Here is a 22,871-nt window from a genome sequence, read left to right on the forward strand (position 1 = left end):
CACACCACCCGCCGACGACCCGGATCACTCTCCGGGTGTCGAACACCGGAGGGTTCGTCCGGGCGTGGTGTGTACATCGTCACCTTCCCTCCTCTCGCGCCGAGAGATCCTCTACAAGTGTAGAGGCGCTCTGCGGGTGCAGGGCCGTCAGGAGGTGGAGGCCGTGGACGGACTGGTTCTCGATGACGATCAGCGCGCTGCCGCGGCGGCACTGGCTACCGTGGCCGGGCCATCGACCCGGCGCCGGTGGGCTTTTCCGCGCGGCTTCGGCTCGCATCTCCGGCCGAGAGGCGCGCGGCCCCTACCGCGGGGGGTCTACCTGTACGGCCGTCCCGGCCGCGGCAAGACGATGCTCATGGACGAGTTCTACGAGCGGGTGGATTCGAAACGCAAGGCCTGCTACCACTTTCACCAGTTCTTCGCCCGGCTCCATCTCGCGATCGCCGAATCCGGTGCGCTGCCGCCGGCATTGGACATCCTGCTCGGCGACACCGAGTTGATCTGCTTCGACGAATTCCACGTCCACGACGTCGGTGACGCCATGCTGATCACCCGCCTGCTCGAGGCCTTGTTCGCGCGCCGCATCGTGCTGGTGGCGACCTCGAACTACCCACCCGAGGAACTGCTGCCCAATCCATTGACGCACGCGAAATTCGAACCCGCCATCGCCCTGCTGCGTACCCACCTGGCCGTGGTCGCGGTCGACGGGCCGCAGGACTATCGCGCTCGCGCTTGCCGGGACGACGACCGGACCGGATTCGCGAGCGGGCGCTACGTGCACGGGGACCGGCCCGGCCCCGACCGGCCGGCGCAGGTGCCGATCGCCCATCGCCTGCTGCGAGCACGAACCGCGGCGGCGGATCTGCTGGTGGTCGACTTCGGCGAAATCTGCGCGAAGCCCTTGTCGGCCGCCGACTTCTTGGCCCTCACCCAGACCTACCGGCGCTGGGGCGTGTGTGCGGTGCCGCCACTGCGGCGGGTTCCGCTCGATGCGGTGACGCGCTTCGTCAACCTGATAGACGTGCTCTACGACGCCGATCTGGCACTGACGCTCTACGCCGAGGTTCCGCTGCCGGAACTGGTCCGCGACGTTGCCGCCGCCCCGGATCTGGAGCGCACCGCGAGCCGGCTGGGCCGGTTGTCCGGCGCCCGCCCGCCGAGCGCCGTCGAGCCGGCCGGGTCGGCGGCAAGCGCGGTGGCCGAGCCCTCGTGAGCATCCGGTGAAGTGAAGTGCGTTCGTTTGAACGAATCTGCCGTCGACGAGGTCATTTGCTGTGTCCGGTCACAGTTTCTCCGGCTGTCAACTGGCGGCCAGGGGCATTGACCGGATCGGTCACCGTCCGGTGTCACGATTTCCCTCCTCACGGACCGTTCGGCATGTAACGATGTGCCTGTTTGTGCAGTTCGGATGTTTTCTGGGAGAGGCCCGTGGCCGGGGTGAGAACGGCGATACCACGCGCGATCGGGCTGATCGCCCTGATGGCGTGCGTCGTGTTCGCGCTGCGCGGATATCTGCCGGGAACGGGTGGCCCGCATGCGGTATCGCCGCCCTCGGCCGTGACGGTCGCTCTGATGCCGGTGCTGTCGCTGGTCTCGGTGGTGATCCTGCTGGCCGGTGTGCTCACCAGCCAGCACCACCTGCCGCTGGCGATGGGCGAGGAGGACCGGGAGCGGGAACGCCAGCCGTTCCGGCTCAGCCGGTTCGGTCTGGTGGTGTTGATCGCGATCGCTGTCGCGGGAGTGCTGAGCGCGATCGTGTGGGCGATCTACCTGTTCGTCGGCAACAGTGGTGAACCGTCGACTCCCGCGCACCCGCCCGCCACGGCAACCCCGCAGCCCGCGGAAACATCCGCGCCACCGACCTCGCAACCGTTCTCCGGAACTCCCGAATTGAGCGGGAATGCCCTGATCTTCGTCGGTGCCTGTGCCGCGGCCCTGGTCGCCGTCGCGGTGATCGGTCTCGCCGTGGTGGCCTTCGGCGCGCGCGACCGCCGCGGCGCCCCGTCCGTCGTGCCCGCGTCGCCGGCGACCGAGGCGCCCGTCTCATTGGCCCAGGTGGCCGAAATGGGCCTGGCCGCGATGATGGCCTCGGGAAAGGACGCACGCACCGCGATCATCGCCTGCTACGTCGCGATGGAGAGCGGTCTGGCGCAGGCCCGTGAGGTAGCGCCCCTGGCCTCGGACACCCCCTCGGAGGTGCTGGCCCGCGCGTTCGACCGCGGCGTCCTGCACGATGCCTCGGCGCGCGAGCTGGTGACCCTGTTCGAGGAGGCGCGCTTCAGCCCGCATTCGATGCTGGAATGGCAGCGCATGCGCGCAGAACAATTGCTGCGCATCGTGCTCGCCGATCTCCAGGGGGCGCGGCTGTGACCCGGATGTCGATCGTGATCGGTGCGGTCGCACTGATCGGGCTGATCGAACTGGTCGGCCTGAGCAATCAGCGAGAACTGCTGCCCGTCCTGGTCGGCGTCCCGGTGATCGGCGCCCTGGCGCTGCTGCTGTGGTCGCTGATCGAGCGCGCCCGCGCCCAACAGCGCGCCGATCTCGACGATCAGGAGATCGAGAACGGACCGGCGGAGATGTTGGCCCGGTGGCGCGCACGCGCCCAGATGCTCGCCGGCCGCGCCGACGGCACCCGGGCCGACTGGGACCGCTATCTGCGGCCGCTGCTGGCCAAGGAGTTCGAACTGTCCAGCGGTCATCGAATCGCGAAGAACCGCAAGGCTACCGAGGCCGCCGGACAGTTGCAGTTCGGGCCCGAACTGTGGCGCTGGGTGGATCCGGCCAATTCGGCGCCGCGTGATCAAACCACGCGGGCGCCCGGCCGGGCCGCACTGGACGAGATTCTGCGCCGTCTGCAGAACATGTGAAATGGGTTGGAACTAGTGCGAGATCGGATATGACGACACCTTTGGATGTGACCATCAAACGCACCGATGCGGTGCTGCGGGAGATAGCCCGGGTCGTGGTCGGCAAGCGCGAAGAGCTGCAGCTGATCATGGTCGCGGTGCTGTCGGGCGGCCACGTCCTGATCGAGGACCTACCGGGTCTGGGCAAGACACTCATCGCCCGATCCTTCGCCACGGCACTGGGTCTGGACTTCACGCGCGTGCAGTTCACGCCGGACCTGTTGCCCGCGGACCTGATCGGATCGACCATCTACGACATGGCCTCGGGCCGGTTCAATTTCCGCCGCGGCCCGGTGTTCACCAATATGTTGCTCGCCGACGAGATCAATCGCACGCCGCCCAAGACGCAGGCGGCGCTGCTGGAGGCGATGGCCGAGGGGCAGGTCAGCATCGACGGTGAAACCTTCCCGCTGCCACAGCCGTTCATCGTGCTGGCCACCGATAACCCGATCGAGTACGAGGGCACCTATCCGCTGCCCGAGGCTCAGCTGGACCGTTTCGCGATGCAGTTACGGCTGGGATATCTGTCGGAGAAGGACGAGACACAGATGATCCGCCGGCGGCTCGAGCGCGGTGCGATCACCCCGCAGGTCGGACAGGTGGTGGATGCGCAGGGCCTGCTGGAGATGCGGCAGGCGGTCGAATTCGTGACCGTCCATCCGGATGTGGTGACGTATGTGGTCTCGTTGGCGGCCGCGACCCGCGGACATCCACAGGTGGAGGTGGGCGCCAGCCCCCGCGCGGAACTGGATCTGGTGCAGATGGCCCGTGCCCGCGCCCTGTTGCTCGGGCGGGACTACGTGATCCCGGAAGATGTGAAGGCGCTGGCGGTTCCGGCGATGGCGCACCGGATCACGCTGCGCCCGGAGATGTGGGTGCGCCGGATCCGGGGTGAGGACGTCATCTCCGAGCTGCTGCGCCGCCTGCCCGTGCCCCGCGCGACGGTGACATGAGACATCGCGACACCACATCGGCCACCGAGGTCGGGTTGCGTTGGCGGCCCGCACCGCTGGTGTACATGCTGGCGGTGACGGCCGCCCTGGCCCTGATTCCGGCGATCATGTTGCAGCGGTGGCAGCTGGCGATTTTCGCGGCGCCGATGCTGGGCGTCCTGGCGACCGCGCCGATTCAACTGTCGCGCACCAGGATTCAGGTCGACGGCGGCGGGGTGCTGCGATGCTTCGAATCCGAGGAGGTGGAGCTCGCGGTCGCCGCCTTCGTCGAACAGGGCCACGCGCTGCTGCGCTGCCGTCCCGAGGAGGCGAACGGACTCGAACTGCGAGTCGAGGAGGCCTCCGATTCCGGGCCCGCACCGGCCGGTCTGCGGCTGGCGTTGTCGACCGAGCGCTGGGGCCGCTATCCGGTCACGGTCCGGTTGACGGCATTGAGTCCGGCCGGGTTGGCGCAGGCGTCGGCGAGCGTTCCGGCCGGCGAGGTCTACGTCTATCCGATCGCAGATCCGCAGCGAATGCGCCTGCCGCGCACCGAACTTCCGGAGCGGATCGGCACCCACCTCACCCGCCGCCACGGTCCCGGGGTGGAGTACGCCGATATCCGCGCCTACGCACCGGGCGACCAGCTACGCATCGTGAACTGGCCGGTGAGCGCCCGGCGGGGCCGCCTCTACGTCACCGAACGCCTCACCAACCGAGCCGCGGACGTCGTTGTGCTGGTGGATACTTCGCTGCAAGCGCCCGGACCCGCATCCGATTCGATGGAGCTGACGGTGCGCGGCGCGGCGCAGGTGGCGCAGACCGCGCTACAGGCCGGTGATCGCACCGCGGTCGTCTGCCTGGGACGGGCGCCGCGCTGGCTGCGCCCCGATATCGGCCGCCGCCAGTTCTATCGCATCGTCGACACCGTGCTCGGCGTCGGCGACGAGCACATCCCGAACGCCGGCACCCTGGCACCCCACGCGGCCGTCCCGATCGGCGCCATCGTGGTGGCCTTCTCCACCCTGCTGGACACCGAATTCGCGCTGGCGCTGATCGATCTGCGCAAACGTGGCCATGCCGTGGTGGTGGTCGACGTGCTGCGCGGCACGCCGTTCAAGGACGGCCTGGATCCGACATTGGCGCGGATGTGGCAGTTGGAGCGCACCGCGATGTATCGCGATATGGGCACCGTCGGCGTCGACATCGTCGCCTGGCCCGACGGCGCCCGGCTCGATCAGGCGATGCGCCTGCTTCCGGAACATCGACGACTGGTGCGGGTGAGGCGATGACCAGATTTCTGGCCGTCCTCGCCGGCCTGCTGCTGACCACGGCGGTGGGAATCGTGCTGCCCTGGGCCGCGATCCCGGTGGGCGTCGCGGTGGTCGCCGGCTGGCGATGGCGGGTGGCGGCGGTGGTGGCCGCGCTGATCGCGTTGGGCGCGCTGACCTGGGCCGACACCGGTGCCCTGGCCGCCGCGGGCACGGGCCTGGTGGCAACCACCTACCTGCTCAACACCGCCACTCTGCACGCGCCCGCCGGCGTGGTCCCCACCACCCTGCCCTCGGTGATCGGCGCCCTGGGCTTCGCCGCAGCGGCGGTCCTGGCGACGCTGATCCCGGCCCGCTTGGCATGGCTACCGCTCGCGGCCCCGGTACTGGTGATCGCGCTGTTCGCCGCGATCGTGCACGGCGCGGCGCCACAGGAGACCGAGCCGGAGCGCTCCGGCGGGTCATAAGTACGGCGACCGTCGTGCCGCCTTCCCCCGATCCAGCCGTGCGCCGACGGGTTACTGTCACTGCCCCCGACGGGACTCATCGTCCTAGGGCGGTGATTTACCACTGTCGCTCGACAAAGCGGCAGAAGCGGATATCGGCTGCCGACGCCGTGTTCACCGGCGCGACAGCCGAATTCCCCTGCGCATTGCCCGCGCGACGGCGTGCACATCGGCGAGGCGGGAGCGCGCGGCGAGGCCCGAATCGCACCTGCGTAGGAACTCGCCGCCGGATATCTTGGGGCAGTGCCCGATCAATCTGTCTCCACTGGGGGCGAGCCTGCCATGGCCGGTCAGCCGGCCCGCTCGACCGCCCGGGACGTGCGCGCGGGGGTTCTGCTCGCGTCCGGAGCGGAACTTGTCCAGCCCGGGTTCTCGAATACGGTCTGTTACGTCTTCCAGCACAACGGCGACGGAAGCCTGTGTGTCGCGCTCGACCGCCCGAGTGATACGGCCGTGCGAGATGTGCTGCCGCAGTGGGCAGAACTTGCCGCATCGCCACAGGTGGTGTTCATCGGCGGCCCGGTCCAGGGGGACGAGACGATGTGCCTGGCCGCCTTGCGTAACGACGCCCCGAGCGACGAGGTCCCCGGTTTGTACCGGATAGCTGGTCGGGTCGCGGTGGTCGATCCGAATGCCGACCCGGCACGGATCGCCCCCTTCGTGGAGGGTGTGCGAATCTTCAGCGGCTATGTCGGGTGGGAGGCCGGCGAGTTGGAAACCGCGGTGGAGCGCGGCGCATGGCTTGTGCGGGACACCTCCACCACCGACCTCGTCACTACTGACCACGCCGGCCTCTGGGCACAGGTGCTGCGCCGTGGCGATCCGGACGGCACCGACACGTTCGCGGCGGTTCTTGCCACGCGCGTGAGCCTGGCCGAGACGCACAAATCTGCCGGGCGATTCGATGAAGCCATCGCTGTGCTGCAGGCCGCATTGCACGGCTCCGGGAATGCTTTCGACCACGACAGCGAGCACACCGTCACGATCCGGTTGAGCCTCGCCCAGACATTGCGGTCCGCCGAGCGATTCGATGAGGCCGGCGCGCTCCTCGAGGCGGCCGTCGCCGGATACGCCCACGCCGGCGTTGCGGATCATCCGTACGGGCTCGCACACCGAGTCCTTCTTGCCGCGTTGTACCATTCCGCCGGGCGCCACGGCGACGCCATCACACTGGCCGGGAACACCTACGACGACTGCGTGCGTACGCTCGGGCCGGTTCACTCGTTCACCTTTACCGTCCTGGATACCCTGCTCGCGGGTTATCTGGCCGACGGGCAACTCGATGCCGCGATCGGACTGGCCGAGAACGTACTCACCGAATGCGGGCCGGACCTTGGAGCTGACCACCCCGCCCTCTTCGCGGTCCGCGCCTATCGCGCCGAGGCGTACCGGAACGCGGACCGGCTGGACGAGGCGATACCGCTGCTCGAATCCCTTGCGGCCGATCGCGAACGAATTCTCGGCGCAGAACACAGCGATACGCTGCATACCCTGGGCCGCCTCTTGGGCGCCTATTGGTCAGCATCGCGTTTCGATGAGGCCGGCGCGCTGGCAGAGCGGATGCTGGCCGATCACGAGGCCACGATGAGCATTGCCGACCTGCTCGCCGTCCGGCGAAAGCTCGCCGACGTCTACTGGGCCACAAACCGTTTCGATGAGGCAGCGGAGGTCTTGACGATCGCTGCCACTGCGGCCGGCCGGCACCTCGGGTCCGAACATCCCGAGACTCTCGAAATATCGGTTATCATTGCCTACGCTCATACCTGCGCCGGCCGATTCGATACAGCCATTCCCATGTACGAGGGCATATTGACGCGGATGCAGCGGGCGCTCGGCCCAGACCACATCGAGACCCTGGGCGTCAGCCACAATCTCGCCCATGCCTACGCATCCGTCGGCCGGCACCGGGATGCGGGCAACCAGTACCAAGCCACCATGTCCGGCCTCGAACGAGCGGTCGGTCCCGACGACCCCCGGACATTGACGGCCCGCGGAAACGTCGCGCGCATGCACCTCGCCGACCGCAGATTCGACAGCGCGATCCAGCTCTACGAATCCACGCTCGCCGACTTCGAGCGCGTGCGCGGCCACGACCACCCGGAAACAGGCGCCATACGAGACGCCCTCGCCGCCGCCTACCAGGCAGCGCGAACACAATAGGGCGGCAGCTGCTGCTACGGGTCTCGAATCCGTCCGGTCCGGTGCGGCAGGCGCAACCATCACCGACCCGCACAACGTCTCGGACCGGAGCCGCACTCGGAATGTGAGTGTCACGGCTCGGTGGGCCGCGCGCGCACCCGCCGACCCAGGTGGAATCACGGCGATCGGGTCCGATTCATACCTATTCCTTACCTATGCGAGGGACAGAAATATGGCATTAGATGTCGTGTGAGCAATCGGCCACGATGTAGTGCGTCCGACGTATCACGCGGCAGATCCGCTGCGGACCGGGCTGCCGGACACGGCGCTGAAGCCCACCACAATCCCCCGCGACTTCGAGGAGCACGATCATGGATGCCCAGCAGATCAAACAGGAATTCGATGACGCCGGGGAGCTGTTGAACCAGGCGTCGATGGCGCGGCTGGCATACAACGGACTCGACGGGCTGCCCCGCGTCGTCCCCATCGGCATCTTCTGGACCGGTGAGGAGATCGTCATGTCCACCGCGGCCACCGCACCCAAGGTCGCGGCATTGTCCGCTCGCCCCGAGGTGGCCCTGACGGTGGACGCCGGCGACACCCCCGGATCCGCGAAGAACCTGTCGGTGCGCGGCATCGTGCATCTGACCATCGTCGACGGAGTGGTTCCGGAGTACCTCGCGGCCGCGCGGAAGAACTTCGACCCCGAGTTCGCCGCCGAGTTCGAGCGCAACTGCCGAGCCATGTACGACCGGATGGCGCGCATCGCACTCGAGCCCCGGTGGGCACGGTTCTACGACTTCGGCACCGGCCGTATGCCACAGTTCCTCGCCGACCTGGCCGCAAGGTCGAGCTGATCCGACGGGCGAAACATGCTGTGCGGCAAGTCATCAGCCGCAGAACCCGGTCGATACGACGGCTCGGGGCGAGTAGGGCGAATTCCGCCGCCACGTAGAGCTGGAACCCACGAGCAGCGACTTCGACGTTCCGCCGGCCCTGGGAGCGTTCTCGATGCGGTCGAGTCCGGCGACGACGTCGGGCCCGAGGACATCTGTCCGTGCATACCTTCCTCGAAACTCGCTCCGGCAAGATCGCGCCGCCCTGCGCCTCAGACCTGGCAGAGCAGGGCATCGAGCAGTGTCGAATCGGTCCTACCGCTGGAGGTCGTCACAGCTGAGGCGGTGGGGCTGATTTTCGCGGGACGCGAGGTCGAGCGGAAGGCGCGCAAGCTATGGGGATGAGTTTTTTCTACGACATATATTTCCCGAGGAGTAATGTCGCCCGGGCACTTCGCCGGCTCGCTGTGAGCGCGTCACGCCCATGGGAACGAAATGTCGTACAGATACCCGGTGGCGAGCAGATTGCGTTACCGTTCGCCGGCGTCGAACGGGTTGACGATAATACCGTGAGCATGTGGTTGTCCGTCGATGTCGATATCGACAGGGAAATAGCAAGAATGAACCGCTTGGACGATGAATTTCCGGGCGGTCTCATCGAAGTCGACGGACAATTCTACAAACACCGCGCGGATCTGGACAGTAAAGGCGTTTTGGACGCATGGGACTACGGCGTATACGAACAACTCGAGCGGGGCCTGCTCGTTCCTGCCGGAACCAGCTCGGTCAGTGTCTACCTGAAGGTCGATTTCGTCTCGGGCCGTGACCCCTGTGCCGCGCGATTGCATGTCTGGTCCTGGAGCAAGGCAACCCATCGCCTGTTCTACGAGTCGACAAGTTTTCACAATTTGTTCGCGGGTCTCGTCGCCGATGTGGAGGCGGTGTTCTGGGGGCAGGGCACCGACCTCGATGACGACCAGCTGGTCCATTGGTTCGACGGCCGTCCGGTGCCCGGTGTCAAGGTGGCGCTTACGGGTTCGACCACCTGGGACGAGGTCCGGATGGCCTTGACGGCGCCCGGCCGGTCCGCTGCGCACAGGGCAGCCACCCACGATCCGCGGCGAACGCGTCACACCGACAGTGGCCCGCCGGGGTGAGAGGCGGCCGGTCTTTCGGAACGTAACGGGCACTGACCGAAGGTGAGATGCCCCACAACCAGGGTGTTTGCCCTACTACGCGATGTCGTGGTTTTCTACTACACCTTGTAGTCTGGAGGCATGTGGATTATCCCGATCATCGCCGTCATCTGTTCCGTCGCGATCGCCGGCCTGTTCGCCACCGGCTTCCCGGACTGAGGCGAGCTCGGACCGCCCGCCCAGTCGGCGGACCTACTCCGGTAACCGCCCGATCGGCTCACCGCCGATCGGGCGGTTCGTCGTTTTCGGGGGTCGATGGACCGGGTCGAGGCCCAGTGCACGGATGAGATGCGCGACATCGGGTTCGCCAGCGCCCAGTCTCGAAACCGCACGCCCAGGCCATGATTCGTCCGGACACGTCGTCGGCCCGCCTTCGGCCATCAGACGCAGCACCACCTCCTTGATCTCCGCCGCGGTTTCCCGCCGGCATCGTTCTCGCCGGGGCGGGCGCAGGATCGTCAGCCGATGCGCTTCGGAGACACTGCCTACTTCGTCTCATTCGGGCCGCTGGTGTGTACCTGTTCGAGGTAAACCGTGTGGTCCTCGACGTAGAACCAAATGCGGGCGGTGCCTTTGAGTGTCGGTTTGTGCTGCCAGCGCTCATGGACCTTCTGCCCGCGGGTAATTGTGCCGAGGTCGCCGCGCAGCGGGTAGTTCGTCGGTGTCCTGGCGAGGGGTGTTCGCGTCAGGAAGTCCCATGCATCGGCCAACGAGTTGCGAATCGTTGCAGTGAGATCCTGCCAACCCTTACGGGCATTGGCGGTGGCGAAGCGGATCTCGTACTCGATCTTCTTCGGAGGGCGAGGCACGAGCTCGCCGCGTTTGCCTGCCACCGCTACGGCCGCGTCACAACGTCGTCGGAATCCAACCAATTCACCTCGGCTTGGCCGAGACCGGCTGCGATCGCGATCGCGGTCTCGCGCCACGAGGTAAGTTCTGCGAGCGCCAGGTGCGGCTGGTCGGTGGAGAACGATGCCCGCGCGGCGTCGACGAGGTCCTGGGCGCAAGTGGCTCGGTCCTCCGGGGACAGTGCGAGCATCCACGGGAACGCTCGAGACATCCGTCCGGCGAGGGGGCCCTCGTCGTCCACAGCTACGCCGATGAGCTGCGCAGCGAACTCGAGCAAGCGAGCGCGTCCCTCGGCCTCGCGCTGTGACATGAGCACGAGGTTCTCGCCATCGCGCCGGGTCACCGTCACCGGATGGTCCTCGGCCTCGGCGAACACCTCGGCGGAGTGCTTGCTCAGGTCTGACGAGCGACGCGTGGTGTGGAGTGCCGTTGTGGACATGTTCCCATTGTATTCGGAACGTGTTCGGAATTCGAGGTGGGATGATCCCCACGCAGTCACTCACCCTTGCGTCTCGTCGGGAACGCACTGGGTACTGATTCGCCCGATCTGTGCGCCGGCCCTCCAGCTCCCGCGCTGAGCGCAGACCTCTGGAGGGTCGGCGATGGACAGATGGCGTCGTATGCCGGATCAGGCGGTGAAGCTCAGGCGCACATCGCCGAGTACGGGCGCGTCCTCGCGTTCCACCACGGTGGCCGCGATGACCAGCGCTTCGCTGTCACGCCAAATTCGGGAACGGATCGTCTCGCCCGGGTACAGCACGCCCGCGAACCGGGCGCGGAAGCCGGTGACGCGGCTGGCATCCGAATCCAGCACGGTATCGGTCGCGGCCTTGCAGACCAGTCCGTAGCTGCACAGACCGTGCAGAATCGGATTGGGAAAGCCTGCGGCACGGGCGAATTCGGGGTCCGAATGCAGCGGGTTGCGGTCACCGCACATGCGATACAGCAGGGCCTGCTGCGGCAGGGTCGGCGTCAGTACCTCGAAATCCGGGGCGCGATCGGGCAATTCGGCCTTGGTGCTGGGGCCACGTTCGCCGCCGAAGCCACCCTCGCCCTTGGCGAAGATGGAGGAGCGTGCCGTCCACAGCGGCTCACCGTCCGATCCGGTGATCACCGTTTCGTGGGCGATCACGGCTGCCGAGCCCTTGTCCCACACCTCGGTGATCCGGCCGGTGCTGCTCGCTTTGCCCTCGGCCGGAATCGGCCGGTGCACCACGATTTCCTGGCTGCCGTGCACCACTTTCGCCAGGTCGATCTCGACGCCCGGGTAGCTCACCCGGGGCGGTTCGGTGACCCGCATGGTCGGCGCGACGGTGGCGAACGTCGGCAGTACCTGCGGCTGCTTGTCGTCGAGGTAGCGCAGCTCGCTCGGGTCGGTCCAGCGCGTGCCCGCGCCCAGCCCGAGGTGGTAGAGCTGCACATCCGACGGTGTCCAGGAGAACTCCTGGCTCGGAAGTTCCGCTCCGAGAGCGGTTTTCAGATCAATGGGCATGATTTTCCTTGTTCGCCGACGAATCACGAGGACCGGCCGGGCGGCCCGGAGGACCGCCCGCGGTCGAAAAGGTGCGCGGGTGCCGAGGGTCGATGCGCGCCGGCCGGGTGGTCCGATCGCTCCCATGGTGCCGGGGTCGCGGCCGGGCGCGGCGGTGGGTCCCGCTCATCGGTGTGCCTACTTGCTCGCGGCCTCGGCCGTGGCCTGCTGGCCGCGCGCCTTCTCGACGATATCCATCACCGCGAGATATCCGAAGGTCAGCGCGGGTCCGATGGTGGCACCGGGTCCGGCGTAGGTGTGGCCCATCACCGGCGTCGAGGTATTGCCGGAGGCGTACAGGCCCTCGATCACGCTGCCGTCCGCCCGCAGCACCCGGGCCGCGGTGTCGGTGACCAGGCCGCCCTTGGTGCCGAGGTCGCCGGGCACGATCTTGGCCGCGTAGAACGGCCCCTGCACCAGTGCGGCCAGGCACGGGTTCGGCTTCACCGTCGGGTCGCCGTAGTAGCGGTCGTAGTGGCTCTTACCGCGACCGAAGTCCTCGTCGACACCCTTCTCCGCGAAGGCGTTGAAGCGGGCGACGGTCGCGGCGAGGTTGTCGGCCGGCACGCCGATGTGGGTGGCCAGCTCCTCGAGGCTGTCGGCCTTGACGATGTTGTCGTTTTCCATCCAGCGGGACGGAAAACGCTGGCCCGGCTGTAGCCCGGCGAAGATGTAGCGGTTGCGGTAGCGCTGGTCGAACACCAGCCAGGCGGGAATGTTCTCGCCCGGACCCTCACCCTGACCCCATTTACCGCCGTACATGGTGTGCACGGCCTCGACGTAAGGAGCGGACTCATTACCGAATCGCTTACCGTCGGCGTTCACCATGATCGCGCCCGGCAGGTTGCGCTCGGCCAGGGCGAACCACGGTTTGCCGCCCTTGAAGATGGTCGGCCCCCACCAGGCGTCCTCCATGAACCCGATATCGCCGCCGACCTCCATTCCGGCCCGGATTCCGTCGCCGGTGTTGGCGGCCGCGCCGGTGGTCCACTCGGTGGTGATCGGCTCGCGCTGGTACTGCTTGCGCATCTCGGCGTTGTGCTCGAAGCCACCGGTGCCCAGCACCACGCCGTAGCGGGCCCGGAAGATCGTCGGCTCACCGTCGACGGTCGCCTCCACGCCGACGACCCGGTCGCCCTCGGTGATCAGCTTGGTCATCGGGGTGTTCAGCAGGACCGGGACGTTCGCGTCCATCAGTCCCTTGCGCATGGCCGCGATGATCGCCTGCCCCATGCCGACGATGTGCTTACCGGTGAATTTCGCCAGGTAGGTGCGGGCGCCGACGCGCATGGCCCGCATCATGCCCTTCGGGTGCCGGCGGATCAGGTTCAAGCGGACGAAGTCGGCCTGCATGACCACGACGTTCAGTGGCGCCTTCGCATAGGGCGGCTCCAGATTGGCCGCCTCGGGCCCGAGCGTCTTGAGGTTGAACGGTTTCGGCTCGCAGGAGCGGCCCGAGCCCAGTCCGCCCGGGGCTTCCGGGTGGTAGTCGGAGTAGCCCGGCACCCAGGTCATCTGCAGCGGGCTGTGATCGAGAACGAAGTCGAAGGCCTCCGCGCCGCGGTCGATGTAGGTATCGATCTTCTCCTTCGGCACCACGTCACCGATGATGCTGTGCAGGTAGCGGCGGGCCTCCTCCCGATCATCGGGCCGGCCGGACGCCTTCAGCGCCTTGTTGCCGGGGATCCACACCCCGCCACCACTACGTGCGGTCGAACCGCCGTAGTGCGCGGCCTTCTCGATGAGCACCGCACGCAGGCCGTGGTGCGCGGCGGCGAGGGCGGCGGTCATTCCGGCGGCGCCGCTGCCGACCACCACCACGTCGTATTCCCGATCAGTCATGTAGAACACGTTATAGAATCGGATCAGGTTCGGTCTATATTGGTCTGGCAGATGGGACTACTGTCACGAGAAAATGCAGGAAAACTCGTTTCAGTTTCCGTCCCGGTAACCGGCTGGTCCCCGGACCGAGCGACCCAATGGAAGGAACAAGCGTGCTGTCCGACGCGGTACGGAGTGAACTGGCCGCGGAGCTCGCGGTCGCAGAACGAGACCGGACGCCGATCGATCCGCTGGTCACCAGGTATCCGGCGATCGACGTGGTCGACGCCTACGAGATCCAGCTCATCAACATCCGGCAGCGGCTCGCCGACGGCGCGAAGGTGGTCGGGCACAAGGTCGGCCTCTCGTCGAAGGCCATGCAGGAGATGATGGGCGTCGACGAGCCCGACTACGGGCATCTGCTCGCCGATATGCAGGTCTTCGAGGATGTTCCCGTCGACACGTCGAAGTATCTGTTCCCGCGCGTCGAGGTGGAGGTCGGTTTCGTCCTGGGCGCGGATCTGCCGGGTGCGGACTGCACCGAGGCCGACGTGCTGGCCGCGACGGTCGCCTACGCCCCCGCGATCGAGCTCATCGACACCCGGATCAAGAACTGGAATATCGCCCTGTGCGACACCATCGCCGACAACGCGTCCTCGGCCGGCTGGGTGCTCGGGCCCGAGCGGGTGGCGCCGGACCAGCTGGATATCAAGGCCATCGACGCCCGGCTGACCCGCAACGGTGAGGTGGTCGCCGAGGGGCGCAGCGATGCGGTGCTCGACGATCCGACCATCGCGGTGGCCTGGCTGGCCCGCAAGGTCGCCTCGTTCGGGGTGCGGCTGAAGGCCGGGGACATCGTGCTGCCCGGCTCCTGCACCCGCGCGATCGACGCCCGCCCGGGCGACGACTTCCATGCCGAGTTCTCCGGACTCGGTTCTGTCCGTTTGCAATTCAGCTGAGGAGATTCGAGTGCCTAGCAACGGAAAAGTCACCGCCGCGATCGTCGGCTCCGGCAATATCAGCACCGATCTGCTGTACAAGCTGCTGCGGTCGGAACGGATCGAGCCGCGCTGGATGATCGGCATCGACCCGGACAGCGAGGGTTTGAAGCGCGCCCGCGGACTGGGCCTGGAGACCTCGCACGAGGGCGCCGATTGGCTGCTGGCGCTGCCGGAGAAGCCGGACATGCTGTTCGAGGCGACCTCGGCCTATGTACATCGCGAGTACGCGCCGAAGTACGAGGCGGCGGGGATTCGCGCGGTGGATCTCACCCCGGCCGCGGTCGGCCCGGCGGTGGTGCCGCCGGTGAACCTCGGTGCGAACCTCGATACGCCCAACGTCAACATGATCACCTGCGGTGGACAGGCGACGATTCCGATCGTCGCGGCCGTCTCCCGGGTGGTCGAGGTGCCCTACGCCGAGATCGTCGCGTCGGTGTCGTCGGTGTCGGCAGGCCCCGGCACCCGCGCCAATATCGATGAGTTCACCAAGACCACCAGCCGCGGCGTCGAGACGATCGGCGGGGCGAAGCGCGGTAAGGCGATCATCATCCTGAACCCGGCCGAGCCGCCGATGATCATGCGCGACACCATCTTCTGCGCGATTCCCGAGGACGCCGACCAGGACGCGATCAGCGAATCCGTCCACAGGATGGTCGCCGACATCCAGGAATACGTGCCCGGCTACCGGCTGCTCAACGAGCCGCAGTTCGACGAGCCGAGCGTCATTTCCGGTGGGATGGCGAAGGTTTCGGTGTTCGTGGAGGTCGAGGGCGCGGGCGACTTCCTGCCGCCCTACGCCGGCAATCTCGACATCATGACCGCCGCCGCCACCCGGGTGGGCGAGGTCATGGCCGAACAGATCCTCACGGCTCGGGTCTAGGAGGGACCAGACATGAACTACGTATTGCAGCCGTTCTCCCAGGAACTCGACGTCCGGGTCACCGACACCTCGCTGCGCGACGGCTCCCACCACAAGCGCCACCAGTTCACCGCCACCGAGGTGCGCGATATCGTCGCGGCGGTCGACGCCGCGGGCGTGCCGGTCATCGAGGTCACCCACGGTGACGGGCTGGGCGGTTCCTCGTTCAACTACGGGTTCTCCAAAACCCCGGAGCAGGAACTGATCACGATCGCGGCGCAGACCGCGAAGCAGGCCAAGATCGCGGTCCTCATGCTGCCCGGTGTGGGTGTGAAGGAGGACATCAAGATCTCGCAGGACAATGGTGCGTCGATCGTCCGCATCGCCACCCACTGCACCGAGGCCGACGTCTCGATCCAGCACTTCGGTTACGCCCGCGATCTGGGTATGGAGACCGTCGGCTTCCTGATGATGTCGCATTCGCAGCCGCCGGAGGTGCTCGCGAAGCAGGCGCGCATCATGGCCGACGCGGGCTGCCAGTGCGTCTACGTGGTGGACTCGGCCGGTGCGCTGGTGCTGGACCAGGTCACCGATCGCATCGCCGCCGTGGTCGCCGAACTCGGTGACGACGCGCAGGTCGGCTTCCACGGCCACGAGAATCTCGATCTCGCCGTGGCCAATTCGATCTACGCCGTGAAGGCGGGCGCCAAGCAGATCGACGGCAGCGCGCGGCGGTTCGGCGCCGGTGCGGGCAACACGCCCGTCGAGGCGTTCATCGGCGTGTGCGACAAGGTCGGCATCAAGACCGGGATCGACTTCTTCGCCATCGCCGACGCCGCCGAGGATGTGGTGCGCCCGGCCATGCCGCAGGAATGTCTGCTCGACCGCCAGGCCCTGATGATGGGCTACGCCGGCGTGTACTCCAGCTTCCTCAAGCACGCCGAACGCCAGGCCGAACGCTACGGTGTCTCCGCCGCGGAAATGCTGGTCCGCGCCGGTAAGCGCAAGCTGGTCGGCGGCCAGGAGGATCAGCTGATCGACATCGCGCTGGAACTGCAGCGGGAGCAGGCCGCCGCTACCGCCTGAGCGCGTGGGAGTCGAAGGGCCGCGAACGATCGTTCGCGGCCCTTTCCGTGCGTCCCGGGTGGTTGAAGCCCACCGGCCCGAACGGCGCGCCGCTCGAGCTGCCCAGCCGACCGAACTTCGGCTGCCGCGGCATGTGATCGACTCCTTCCCATCAGCGGACAGCCCGAGGGCGCCGGCGAGAGTAACGATCGATAGCATCGGTGCGATTCGGAAATAGTGGGGCGGAAGACACTGAACCTCTTGTGCCCGAAGTGTTTTCAAATGACGGCATTTCGGGCAAACGACGCATAGGAGCTGCTGTGAAAATACGAGCGCTGATCGGTGGATCACTTGCCGCCGTGGCGATTTCGATGTTCGGCGCAGGCGCGGCAACGGCGGCTCCGGAGATTTCTCCGACCGCGGGAACGGTGCTGAACCCCGCGGATTATCTCGTCGGCGACACCGTCTATTTCAGTGCCGGTTACGCGAATTGCTCCATGCACCCCAACGGTGATGTCGGCTGCGATATCAACCCCGGAGTCGCGAACCTGTACGGCATCCCGATCAACAACCTCGCCATCGATCTGCCGTTCCTGCCGGCGCACCCGACCTTCGGCCTGACCGGCCCGCTCGGCCGCCCCGGCAGCCGCTCGATCGACCCGGGACCGGCCGCCGACGGCTACGACTACGGCGGGACCATCAACTACGGCGGTGCGAGCTGCAGCGGTGGTGGACGCGGCGCGATCACCTGCTATTCGAAGGGGCACAGCTTCAACTTCGGCTGGTCGGGGACGAACCTGACGTAGCCGGGCCGTCCTGGGCGATTGATACACTCGTGTATCCAATCGCCCAGGGAGAGGAACGGCCGTGACGTCCGTCGATGCCCGATCGGCCGCGGCCACCGCCCGCGAGCCGCGGATGACCAAGCGCCGGGCGGAGACCCGGCAGCGATTGCTCGACGCCGCGTTCGACGCGTTCGCCGACGAGGGGTTCGGACGCTGCACGGTCGAGCAGATCTGCGAGCGGGCCGGGTTCACCCGGGGTGCGTTCTACTCCAACTTCACCTCGCTGGAGGAACTGTTCCTGGCGATGTGGGAGCTGCGGTCGGCCGAGATGCTGCGCGAGCTGACCGGGGTGCTGGCGTCCGAGACCGCCCGCGACGTGCCCGACCTGCGGGCCGGGGTCGAACAGGTGTTGCGCTCGGTCCCGTTGGACGACAAGTGGTTTCGGATCACCGCCGAATTCACCGCGCACGCGCTGCGCAATCCGGCGCTGCGCCGGGTGATGGTCGCGCGGGAGAAAGCGATCGTCGCGGCTCTGCTACCGGTCCTCGAGGCCTTGCTCACCCGCGCCGGGCGCACCGTCACCGACCGCGAGGGGCTGGGGCGGGCCGTCGTCGCGGTGTACGACGGCACCACCCAGCAATGCCTGCTCGAACCCGGCGACGCCACGGTGCGGGAGCAGCGCATCACGCTGTTCACCCACGTCGCGATGGCCTACAGCGTCGCGCAGGACGCTCGATGACGAACGCGCCGTCCGAACGGCCCGCACTGGCCGCAGCGCTGGACCTGCAACCGCACCCGGAGGGCGGCTGGTTTCGCGAAACCTACCGCAGCTCGGTCGAATTCGAACCCGAGGGTTACGACGGGCCCCGTGCCGCCGCGACGGCCATCCATTTCCTGCTGCTACCGCACGAGCGTTCGGCACCGCACACCGTGGGCTCGGACGAGATCTGGTTGTGGCAGCGCGGCGGCCCGCTGCTGTTGAACATCGGCGGTGCGGAAGTGACCCTCGGCCCGGATGTCGAACGGGGACAGCTACTTCAGGCCGTCGTTCCGGCGGGCGTCAGCCAGGCCGCGCGCCCGGCCGGCGACGAATACGTACTCGTCAGCTGTGTGGTCGCGCCGGGGTTCGATTTCGCGGACTTCCGGTTGGACTGAGGGGTGAACAGTTCGGGCCCGCCCGCCCGAATCCGTGGGATTCGGCGGGCGGGCCCGAGACCGGGGCCGGCCTATTCGTCGACGATCAGGATGCCCTCATCTATCGCATACTGGATCGACTTCTCCAGGTCCGGGCACGGATCCGGCCGGCCCGGACCGGCGAGCTTCGCGAAGACCGGGCAGTGTTCGGCCGGGCTGACCGTCCACTGCACCGAACGCTGATGCGAGGAGGACTTGCGGACCAGCACTTCCACTCCGCAGGACCGGCAGGCCACCGGCGTCAGGCCGGCTTCGAGGTAGCGCTGCTTGTCGACGACCGTCTGGGCGCGCACCTGCTCCCGGCGCTCCGGGCGGTCCGCGAAATCGGGTGCTTTCGCCCAGGTCGCCATCAGGCACCCGCCTCCTGCTTGACGGCGGGATCCTGCTGCGCCGCCTCTTCCTCTTCGCGCTTGCGCCGCAGATTCTCCGCGACCTCGGCCTCCCAGTGCTCGTTGGCCTTGGTGGTGTCGACCTCGAATTCGAAGCGCTGCACCATCTTCGGATCGATATCGGCGACGTCGACGTAGAACTGCTCGTACCAGCGGCGCAGCTGGTAGACCGGGCCGTCCTCCTCACAGAGCAGCGGATTGTCGATCTTGGACTTGTGCTTCCAGATCTCCACGTCCTGCAGGAAGCCGTCACCGAAGAAGTCGGTCATCGACTTGGCCAGCTTCTCCGCGGTCGCGTCGTCGATGCCCTTGGGCTTCTCCACCGACAGGCCGTATTGCAGCACGAACGAATCCTGCGTCACCGGGTAGTGGCAGTTGATCAGCTGCACCTTGATCTGGTATCCGCCGTAGATGTTGGTCAGCGGATTGATCATGTAGGACGGGCCGAAGTAGGACGCCTCCGACTTCAGCAGCGTCTCGCCGCCGTACTTGGCGGCCATGCCGACGTCGGGACGGCCCTTGGTCTCGAGGAACTGCGTGGCCACGTGGCCTTCGAAGACGTTCTTGAAGTACGTCGGGAAGGCGAAGTGGATGTAGAAGAAGTGGGCCATGTCCACCACGTTGTCCACGATCTCGCGGCAGTTGGCGCCCTCGATCAGCATGGTGTTCCAGGTGAACGGGGTCCAGTCGCTGTTGCGCTCCTCGAGCGGGTTGCCGTCGGCGTCGGTGTAGGGCCCCTCGATATAGGGGATGGTGACGTCGTCCGGCGGCGGATTGCCCTCGTGGTCGTGCCAGACGTACAGCTGGCCGTTGCGCTCCAGGGTGGTCCAGGCGCGGGTACGGGCCAGCGGCGGCACACGCCGCGCATAGGGGATCGAGGTGCAGCGGCCGTTGCCGCCCCAGCGCCAGTCGTGGAACGGGCACGCGATGGAGTCACCCTTGATCTCGCCCATGCTGAGATCGCCGCCGAGGTGGCGGCAGTAGGCGTCGAGCACCTTCAGCTCGTCGTTGCTGTCGGCCCACACCACGAGTTTGGTGCCGAATGCCTGCACGGCATGCGGCTTACCATCGCGAAACGTCTCGGCCAGACCCAGGCAATGCCAGCCCCGCGCATACCGCGTCGGCGTCGAGCCGACGTCGATCTCGCGGACCTTCCCGCCCCGCTGGGTAGGATTCGCGGCCTCCCGGGTCCCTCCGTGGTTACGCGCGCTGCCTCCTCCGGGCCCGTCGCTCGGCCGCGGTGCGGTCTCTGCCATCGTCATCCCTCCTCTGGAAGTACTAGAACACGTTACAAAATTGAGCGGCGCAGCGCCAGCTATTCCGTTGACTACCAGGCAAAGGTGTTCGTTGTGGGACAATGAACACCCGTTCTCGACATAAATAAGAACGTGTTCTAGTCTCAAGACAAGTATCGGTTCCGCAGAACGGAATGCGACCGATACACCCGTTCCGATTTCGATCAGGCAGGAGCAGCCCCCGAGATGACGCAAGAAGTGACCGAGCGGGTCGAAGCGCTGTTGCCGAAGCTGCGCGAACAGGCGCAGGAGGCAGAAGATCTGCGCCGGATTCCCGACGAGACCATGAAGGCGCTGCAGGAGACCGGTTTCTTCAAGCTGCTGCAGCCGCGCCAGTGGGGCGGATACGCCGCCGATCCGGTCGTGTTCTACGACACCGTGCGCAAGATCGCCAGCGCCTGCGGTTCGACCGGCTGGGTGGCCGGCATCATCGGCGTGCACAACTGGCATCTGGCGCTGTTCGACCAGCAGGCGCAGGAGGAGGTCTGGGGCGAGGACACCCAGGTCCGCATCTCCTCCTCCTATGCTCCGATGGGCGCCGGTGTGGTCACCGAGAGCGGCGACGGCTACATCGTCAACGGCTCCTGGGCCTGGTCGTCCGGTAGTGATCACGCCACCTGGACCTTCGTCGGTGGTCCGGTGATCAAGGACGGCAAGCCGGTCGACTTCGGCAGCTTCCTGGTGCCGCGCACCGACTACCGCATCGACGACGTGTGGAATGTGGTGGGCCTCAGGGGCACCGGCTCGAACACCCTGGTGCTGGAGAACGTCTTCGTGCCGCGGCACCGGTTTCTCAGCTACAAGAGCATGAACGATCTGACCGCCCCGGGCCTGCAGCAGAACACCGATCCGGTTTACAAGATGCCCTGGGGCACAATCCATCCCACCACCATCTCCACTCCGATCGTCGGCATGGCCTACGGCGCGCTCGACGCGCACGTCGAGCATCAGGGCAAGCGCCTGCGCGCGGCCTATGCCGGGGAGAAGGCCAAGGACGATCCGTTCGCCAAGGTGCGCATCGCCGAGGCCGCCAGCGATATCGACGCCGCGTGGCGGCAGCTCTCGGGCAATGTCGCCGAGGAATACCGCCTGCTGGTCGCCGGTGCGGAGATTCCGTTCGAGCTGCGGGTGGCGGCGCGCCGCGATCAGGTCCGCGCCACCGGCCGGGCGATCGCCTCGATCGACAAGCTGTTCGAGAGCTCGGGCGCCACCGCGCTCGCGAACGGCACTCCGCTGCAACGGTTCTGGCGCGACGCACACGCCGGTCGGGTACACGCCGCCAACGATCCCGAGCGCGCCTACCTGATGTACGGCACCCACGCGTTCGGGCTGCCGGTCACCGACGGGATGGTGTGATGACCGCCGTTTCGGAACTGACCTACGAATCCACCTCGAAATTCGCGCAGGTGCGGCCGGATCTGAGGCTGCACTACCATGAGGCCGGTGAGGGGAACGGGCCCACCATCGTGCTGCTGCACGGCGGCGGTCCGGGCGCCTCGTCGTGGTCGAACTTCGCGCGCAACATTCCGGTGCTGGCGCAGCACTTCCACGTGCTGGCCGTGGATCAGCCGGGCTTCGGGCAGTCGGACAAGCCGACCGACCACCCGCAGTACTTCGTGCACAGCGCCTCGGCGTTGAAGGATCTGCTCGACACCCTCGGCATCACCGATCGGGTTCACCTGCTGGGCAATTCGCTCGGCGGCGGGGCGGCGGTACGTTTCGCCCTCGACTATCCGGACCGGGCCGGCAAGCTGGTCCTGATGGGCCCGGGCGGTTTGAGCACCAACCTGTTCGCGCCGGATCCCACCGAGGGCGTCAAGGCGCTGGGCAAGTTCAACGTCGAGCCGACCCGCGAGAACCTGGAGAAGTTCCTGCGGATCATGGTCTTCGACCAGTCGCTGATCACGCCGGAACTGCTCGACGAACGCTTCGCCTCGGCGAGCACGCCCGAATCACTGGCCGCGACCCGCGCGATGGGGAAATCCTTCGCGAGCGCGGACTTCGAGAAGGGCATGCTGTGGCGCGAGGCCTACAAGCTGCGCCAGCCGGTGCTGCTCATCTGGGGCCGTGAGGACCGGGTGAATCCGCTCGACGGCGCGCTGGTCGCGCTGAAGACCATTCCGCGCGCCCAGCTGCACGTGTTCGGTGGTTGCGGGCACTGGGCGCAGCTGGAGAAGTTCGACGAATTCAACCGTCTGGCAACCGATTTCCTCTTCGGCGTGAAGGAGGCGCGATGACCTCCGAGGGTGCAGCCGATCGTCGGGCCGACCGGGTGCGGGTGTGTCGCAAAGCA

General features: G+C 67.1%; 23 protein-coding genes and 1 pseudogene. 18 read left to right on the forward strand and 6 right to left on the reverse strand.

What is annotated here, in order from left to right; all coding sequences use genetic code 11:
* The first annotated feature begins 163 nt into the window (after positions 1–163).
* The 10 genes and pseudogenes from zapE to ON37_RS02270 all read left to right on the forward strand — a co-directional run bounded on the left by zapE (position 164) and on the right by ON37_RS02270 (position 9,750).
* A complete protein-coding gene (gene zapE, locus ON37_RS02230) occupies positions 164–1,213 on the forward strand; it encodes a cell division protein ZapE (RefSeq protein ID WP_245552944.1) in 1,050 nt (349 codons plus the stop codon).
* Positions 1,214–1,428: 215 nt separating this feature from the next.
* On the forward strand, positions 1,429–2,370 hold the full coding sequence (locus ON37_RS02235; protein ID WP_245552946.1) for a DUF4129 domain-containing protein: 942 nt from the start codon (positions 1,429–1,431) through the stop codon (positions 2,368–2,370).
* 5 nt (positions 2,371–2,375) lie between these two features.
* Positions 2,376–2,870, forward strand: coding sequence for a hypothetical protein (locus tag ON37_RS02240; protein ID WP_040716078.1), 495 nt, complete (start codon positions 2,376–2,378; stop codon positions 2,868–2,870).
* Positions 2,871–2,899: 29 nt separating this feature from the next.
* On the forward strand, positions 2,900–3,862 hold the full coding sequence (locus tag ON37_RS02245) for an AAA family ATPase (RefSeq protein WP_040715950.1): 963 nt from the start codon (positions 2,900–2,902) through the stop codon (positions 3,860–3,862).
* Complete coding sequence (locus tag ON37_RS02250) at positions 3,859–5,133, forward strand: DUF58 domain-containing protein (RefSeq protein ID WP_040715953.1); 1,275 nt, start codon at positions 3,859–3,861, stop codon at positions 5,131–5,133. The genes ON37_RS02245 and ON37_RS02250 overlap by 4 nt, the downstream gene beginning before the upstream one ends.
* The gene (locus ON37_RS02255; protein ID WP_040715957.1) at positions 5,130–5,579 is read left to right on the forward strand and encodes a hypothetical protein; all 450 of its coding nucleotides are present in this window, start codon (positions 5,130–5,132) and stop codon (positions 5,577–5,579) included. The genes ON37_RS02250 and ON37_RS02255 overlap by 4 nt, the downstream gene beginning before the upstream one ends.
* Positions 5,580–5,900: 321 nt before the next feature.
* Positions 5,901–6,434: pseudogene (locus ON37_RS33955) on the forward strand (YqgE/AlgH family protein); the annotation flags it as partial.
* A gap of 48 nt (positions 6,435–6,482) precedes the next feature.
* Positions 6,483–7,778 carry a tetratricopeptide repeat protein gene (locus ON37_RS30735; RefSeq protein ID WP_245552952.1) on the forward strand — a complete coding sequence of 432 codons (1,296 nt, stop codon included), beginning with the start codon at positions 6,483–6,485 and terminating at the stop codon, positions 7,776–7,778.
* Positions 7,779–8,128: 350 nt separating this feature from the next.
* Positions 8,129–8,614: a pyridoxamine 5'-phosphate oxidase family protein gene (locus tag ON37_RS02265; RefSeq protein ID WP_040715961.1), complete on the forward strand. Its 486-nt coding sequence runs from the start codon at positions 8,129–8,131 to the stop codon at positions 8,612–8,614.
* Between the two features lie 380 nt (positions 8,615–8,994).
* Positions 8,995–9,750: a hypothetical protein gene (locus ON37_RS02270; protein ID WP_157171326.1), complete on the forward strand. Its 756-nt coding sequence runs from the start codon at positions 8,995–8,997 to the stop codon at positions 9,748–9,750.
* Between the two features lie 524 nt (positions 9,751–10,274).
* On the opposite strand, the gene ON37_RS02275 is transcribed toward ON37_RS02270, so the two are convergent.
* The 4 genes from ON37_RS02275 to kstD form a co-directional block, all read right to left on the reverse strand.
* Positions 10,275–10,622, reverse strand: a complete 348-nt coding sequence (locus ON37_RS02275; protein WP_040715968.1) for a hypothetical protein — start codon at positions 10,620–10,622, stop codon at positions 10,275–10,277.
* Between the two features lie 2 nt (positions 10,623–10,624).
* On the reverse strand, positions 10,625–11,077 hold the full coding sequence (locus tag ON37_RS02280) for a prevent-host-death protein (protein WP_040715971.1): 453 nt from the start codon (positions 11,075–11,077) through the stop codon (positions 10,625–10,627).
* A 189-nt stretch (positions 11,078–11,266) separates the two neighbouring features.
* Positions 11,267–12,130, reverse strand: a complete 864-nt coding sequence (gene chsH3, locus ON37_RS02285) for an enoyl-CoA hydratase ChsH3 (RefSeq protein ID WP_040715974.1) — start codon at positions 12,128–12,130, stop codon at positions 11,267–11,269.
* A 177-nt stretch (positions 12,131–12,307) separates the two neighbouring features.
* Positions 12,308–14,020 (reverse strand): 3-oxosteroid 1-dehydrogenase, encoded by a 1,713-nt coding sequence (kstD, locus tag ON37_RS02290; RefSeq protein WP_040715977.1) that lies wholly within the window; start codon positions 14,018–14,020, stop codon positions 12,308–12,310.
* A gap of 143 nt (positions 14,021–14,163) precedes the next feature.
* Between kstD and ON37_RS02295 the strand changes: the two genes are divergently transcribed.
* The 6 genes from ON37_RS02295 to ON37_RS02320 all read left to right on the forward strand — a co-directional run bounded on the left by ON37_RS02295 (position 14,164) and on the right by ON37_RS02320 (position 18,855).
* On the forward strand, positions 14,164–14,949 hold the full coding sequence (locus ON37_RS02295; RefSeq protein ID WP_040715979.1) for a 2-keto-4-pentenoate hydratase: 786 nt from the start codon (positions 14,164–14,166) through the stop codon (positions 14,947–14,949).
* Positions 14,950–14,959: 10 nt separating this feature from the next.
* Positions 14,960–15,871 (forward strand): acetaldehyde dehydrogenase (acetylating), encoded by a 912-nt coding sequence (locus ON37_RS02300; RefSeq protein WP_040715981.1) that lies wholly within the window; start codon positions 14,960–14,962, stop codon positions 15,869–15,871.
* A 12-nt stretch (positions 15,872–15,883) separates the two neighbouring features.
* Complete coding sequence (gene dmpG, locus ON37_RS02305; protein ID WP_040715983.1) at positions 15,884–16,936, forward strand: 4-hydroxy-2-oxovalerate aldolase; 1,053 nt, start codon at positions 15,884–15,886, stop codon at positions 16,934–16,936.
* A 242-nt stretch (positions 16,937–17,178) separates the two neighbouring features.
* Positions 17,179–17,721, forward strand: coding sequence for a hypothetical protein (locus tag ON37_RS02310; protein WP_157171327.1), 543 nt, complete (start codon positions 17,179–17,181; stop codon positions 17,719–17,721).
* A 112-nt stretch (positions 17,722–17,833) separates the two neighbouring features.
* Positions 17,834–18,439, forward strand: a complete 606-nt coding sequence (locus ON37_RS02315) for a TetR/AcrR family transcriptional regulator (protein ID WP_051031064.1) — start codon at positions 17,834–17,836, stop codon at positions 18,437–18,439.
* Positions 18,436–18,855 carry a cupin domain-containing protein gene (locus ON37_RS02320; protein WP_040715989.1) on the forward strand — a complete coding sequence of 140 codons (420 nt, stop codon included), beginning with the start codon at positions 18,436–18,438 and terminating at the stop codon, positions 18,853–18,855. Before ON37_RS02315 ends, ON37_RS02320 begins: the two co-directional genes overlap by 4 nt.
* Positions 18,856–18,926: 71 nt before the next feature.
* Here ON37_RS02320 and ON37_RS02325 read toward each other — a convergent pair whose 3' ends face one another.
* On the reverse strand, positions 18,927–19,244 hold the full coding sequence (locus ON37_RS02325) for a hypothetical protein (RefSeq protein WP_051031056.1): 318 nt from the start codon (positions 19,242–19,244) through the stop codon (positions 18,927–18,929).
* Positions 19,244–20,539, reverse strand: coding sequence for a 3-ketosteroid-9-alpha-monooxygenase, oxygenase component (locus tag ON37_RS02330; protein WP_083892670.1), 1,296 nt, complete (start codon positions 20,537–20,539; stop codon positions 19,244–19,246). The genes ON37_RS02325 and ON37_RS02330 overlap by 1 nt, the downstream gene beginning before the upstream one ends.
* Before the next feature lie 225 nt (positions 20,540–20,764).
* Here ON37_RS02330 and hsaA point away from each other — a divergent pair, with 225 nt between their 5' ends.
* Both hsaA and hsaD read left to right on the forward strand, forming a co-directional pair.
* Positions 20,765–21,934 (forward strand): 3-hydroxy-9,10-secoandrosta-1,3,5(10)-triene-9,17-dione monooxygenase oxygenase subunit, encoded by a 1,170-nt coding sequence (gene hsaA, locus ON37_RS02335; RefSeq protein ID WP_040715993.1) that lies wholly within the window; start codon positions 20,765–20,767, stop codon positions 21,932–21,934.
* The gene (gene hsaD / locus ON37_RS02340; RefSeq protein ID WP_040715995.1) at positions 21,934–22,815 is read left to right on the forward strand and encodes a 4,5:9,10-diseco-3-hydroxy-5,9,17-trioxoandrosta-1(10),2-diene-4-oate hydrolase; all 882 of its coding nucleotides are present in this window, start codon (positions 21,934–21,936) and stop codon (positions 22,813–22,815) included. The genes hsaA and hsaD overlap by 1 nt, the downstream gene beginning before the upstream one ends.
* The last annotated feature ends 56 nt before the right edge of the window (positions 22,816–22,871 follow it).

Origin of the sequence: Nocardia veterana NBRC 100344 (assembly GCF_000308855.1) — a bacterium.
GTDB lineage: Bacteria > Actinomycetota > Actinomycetes > Mycobacteriales > Mycobacteriaceae > Nocardia > Nocardia veterana.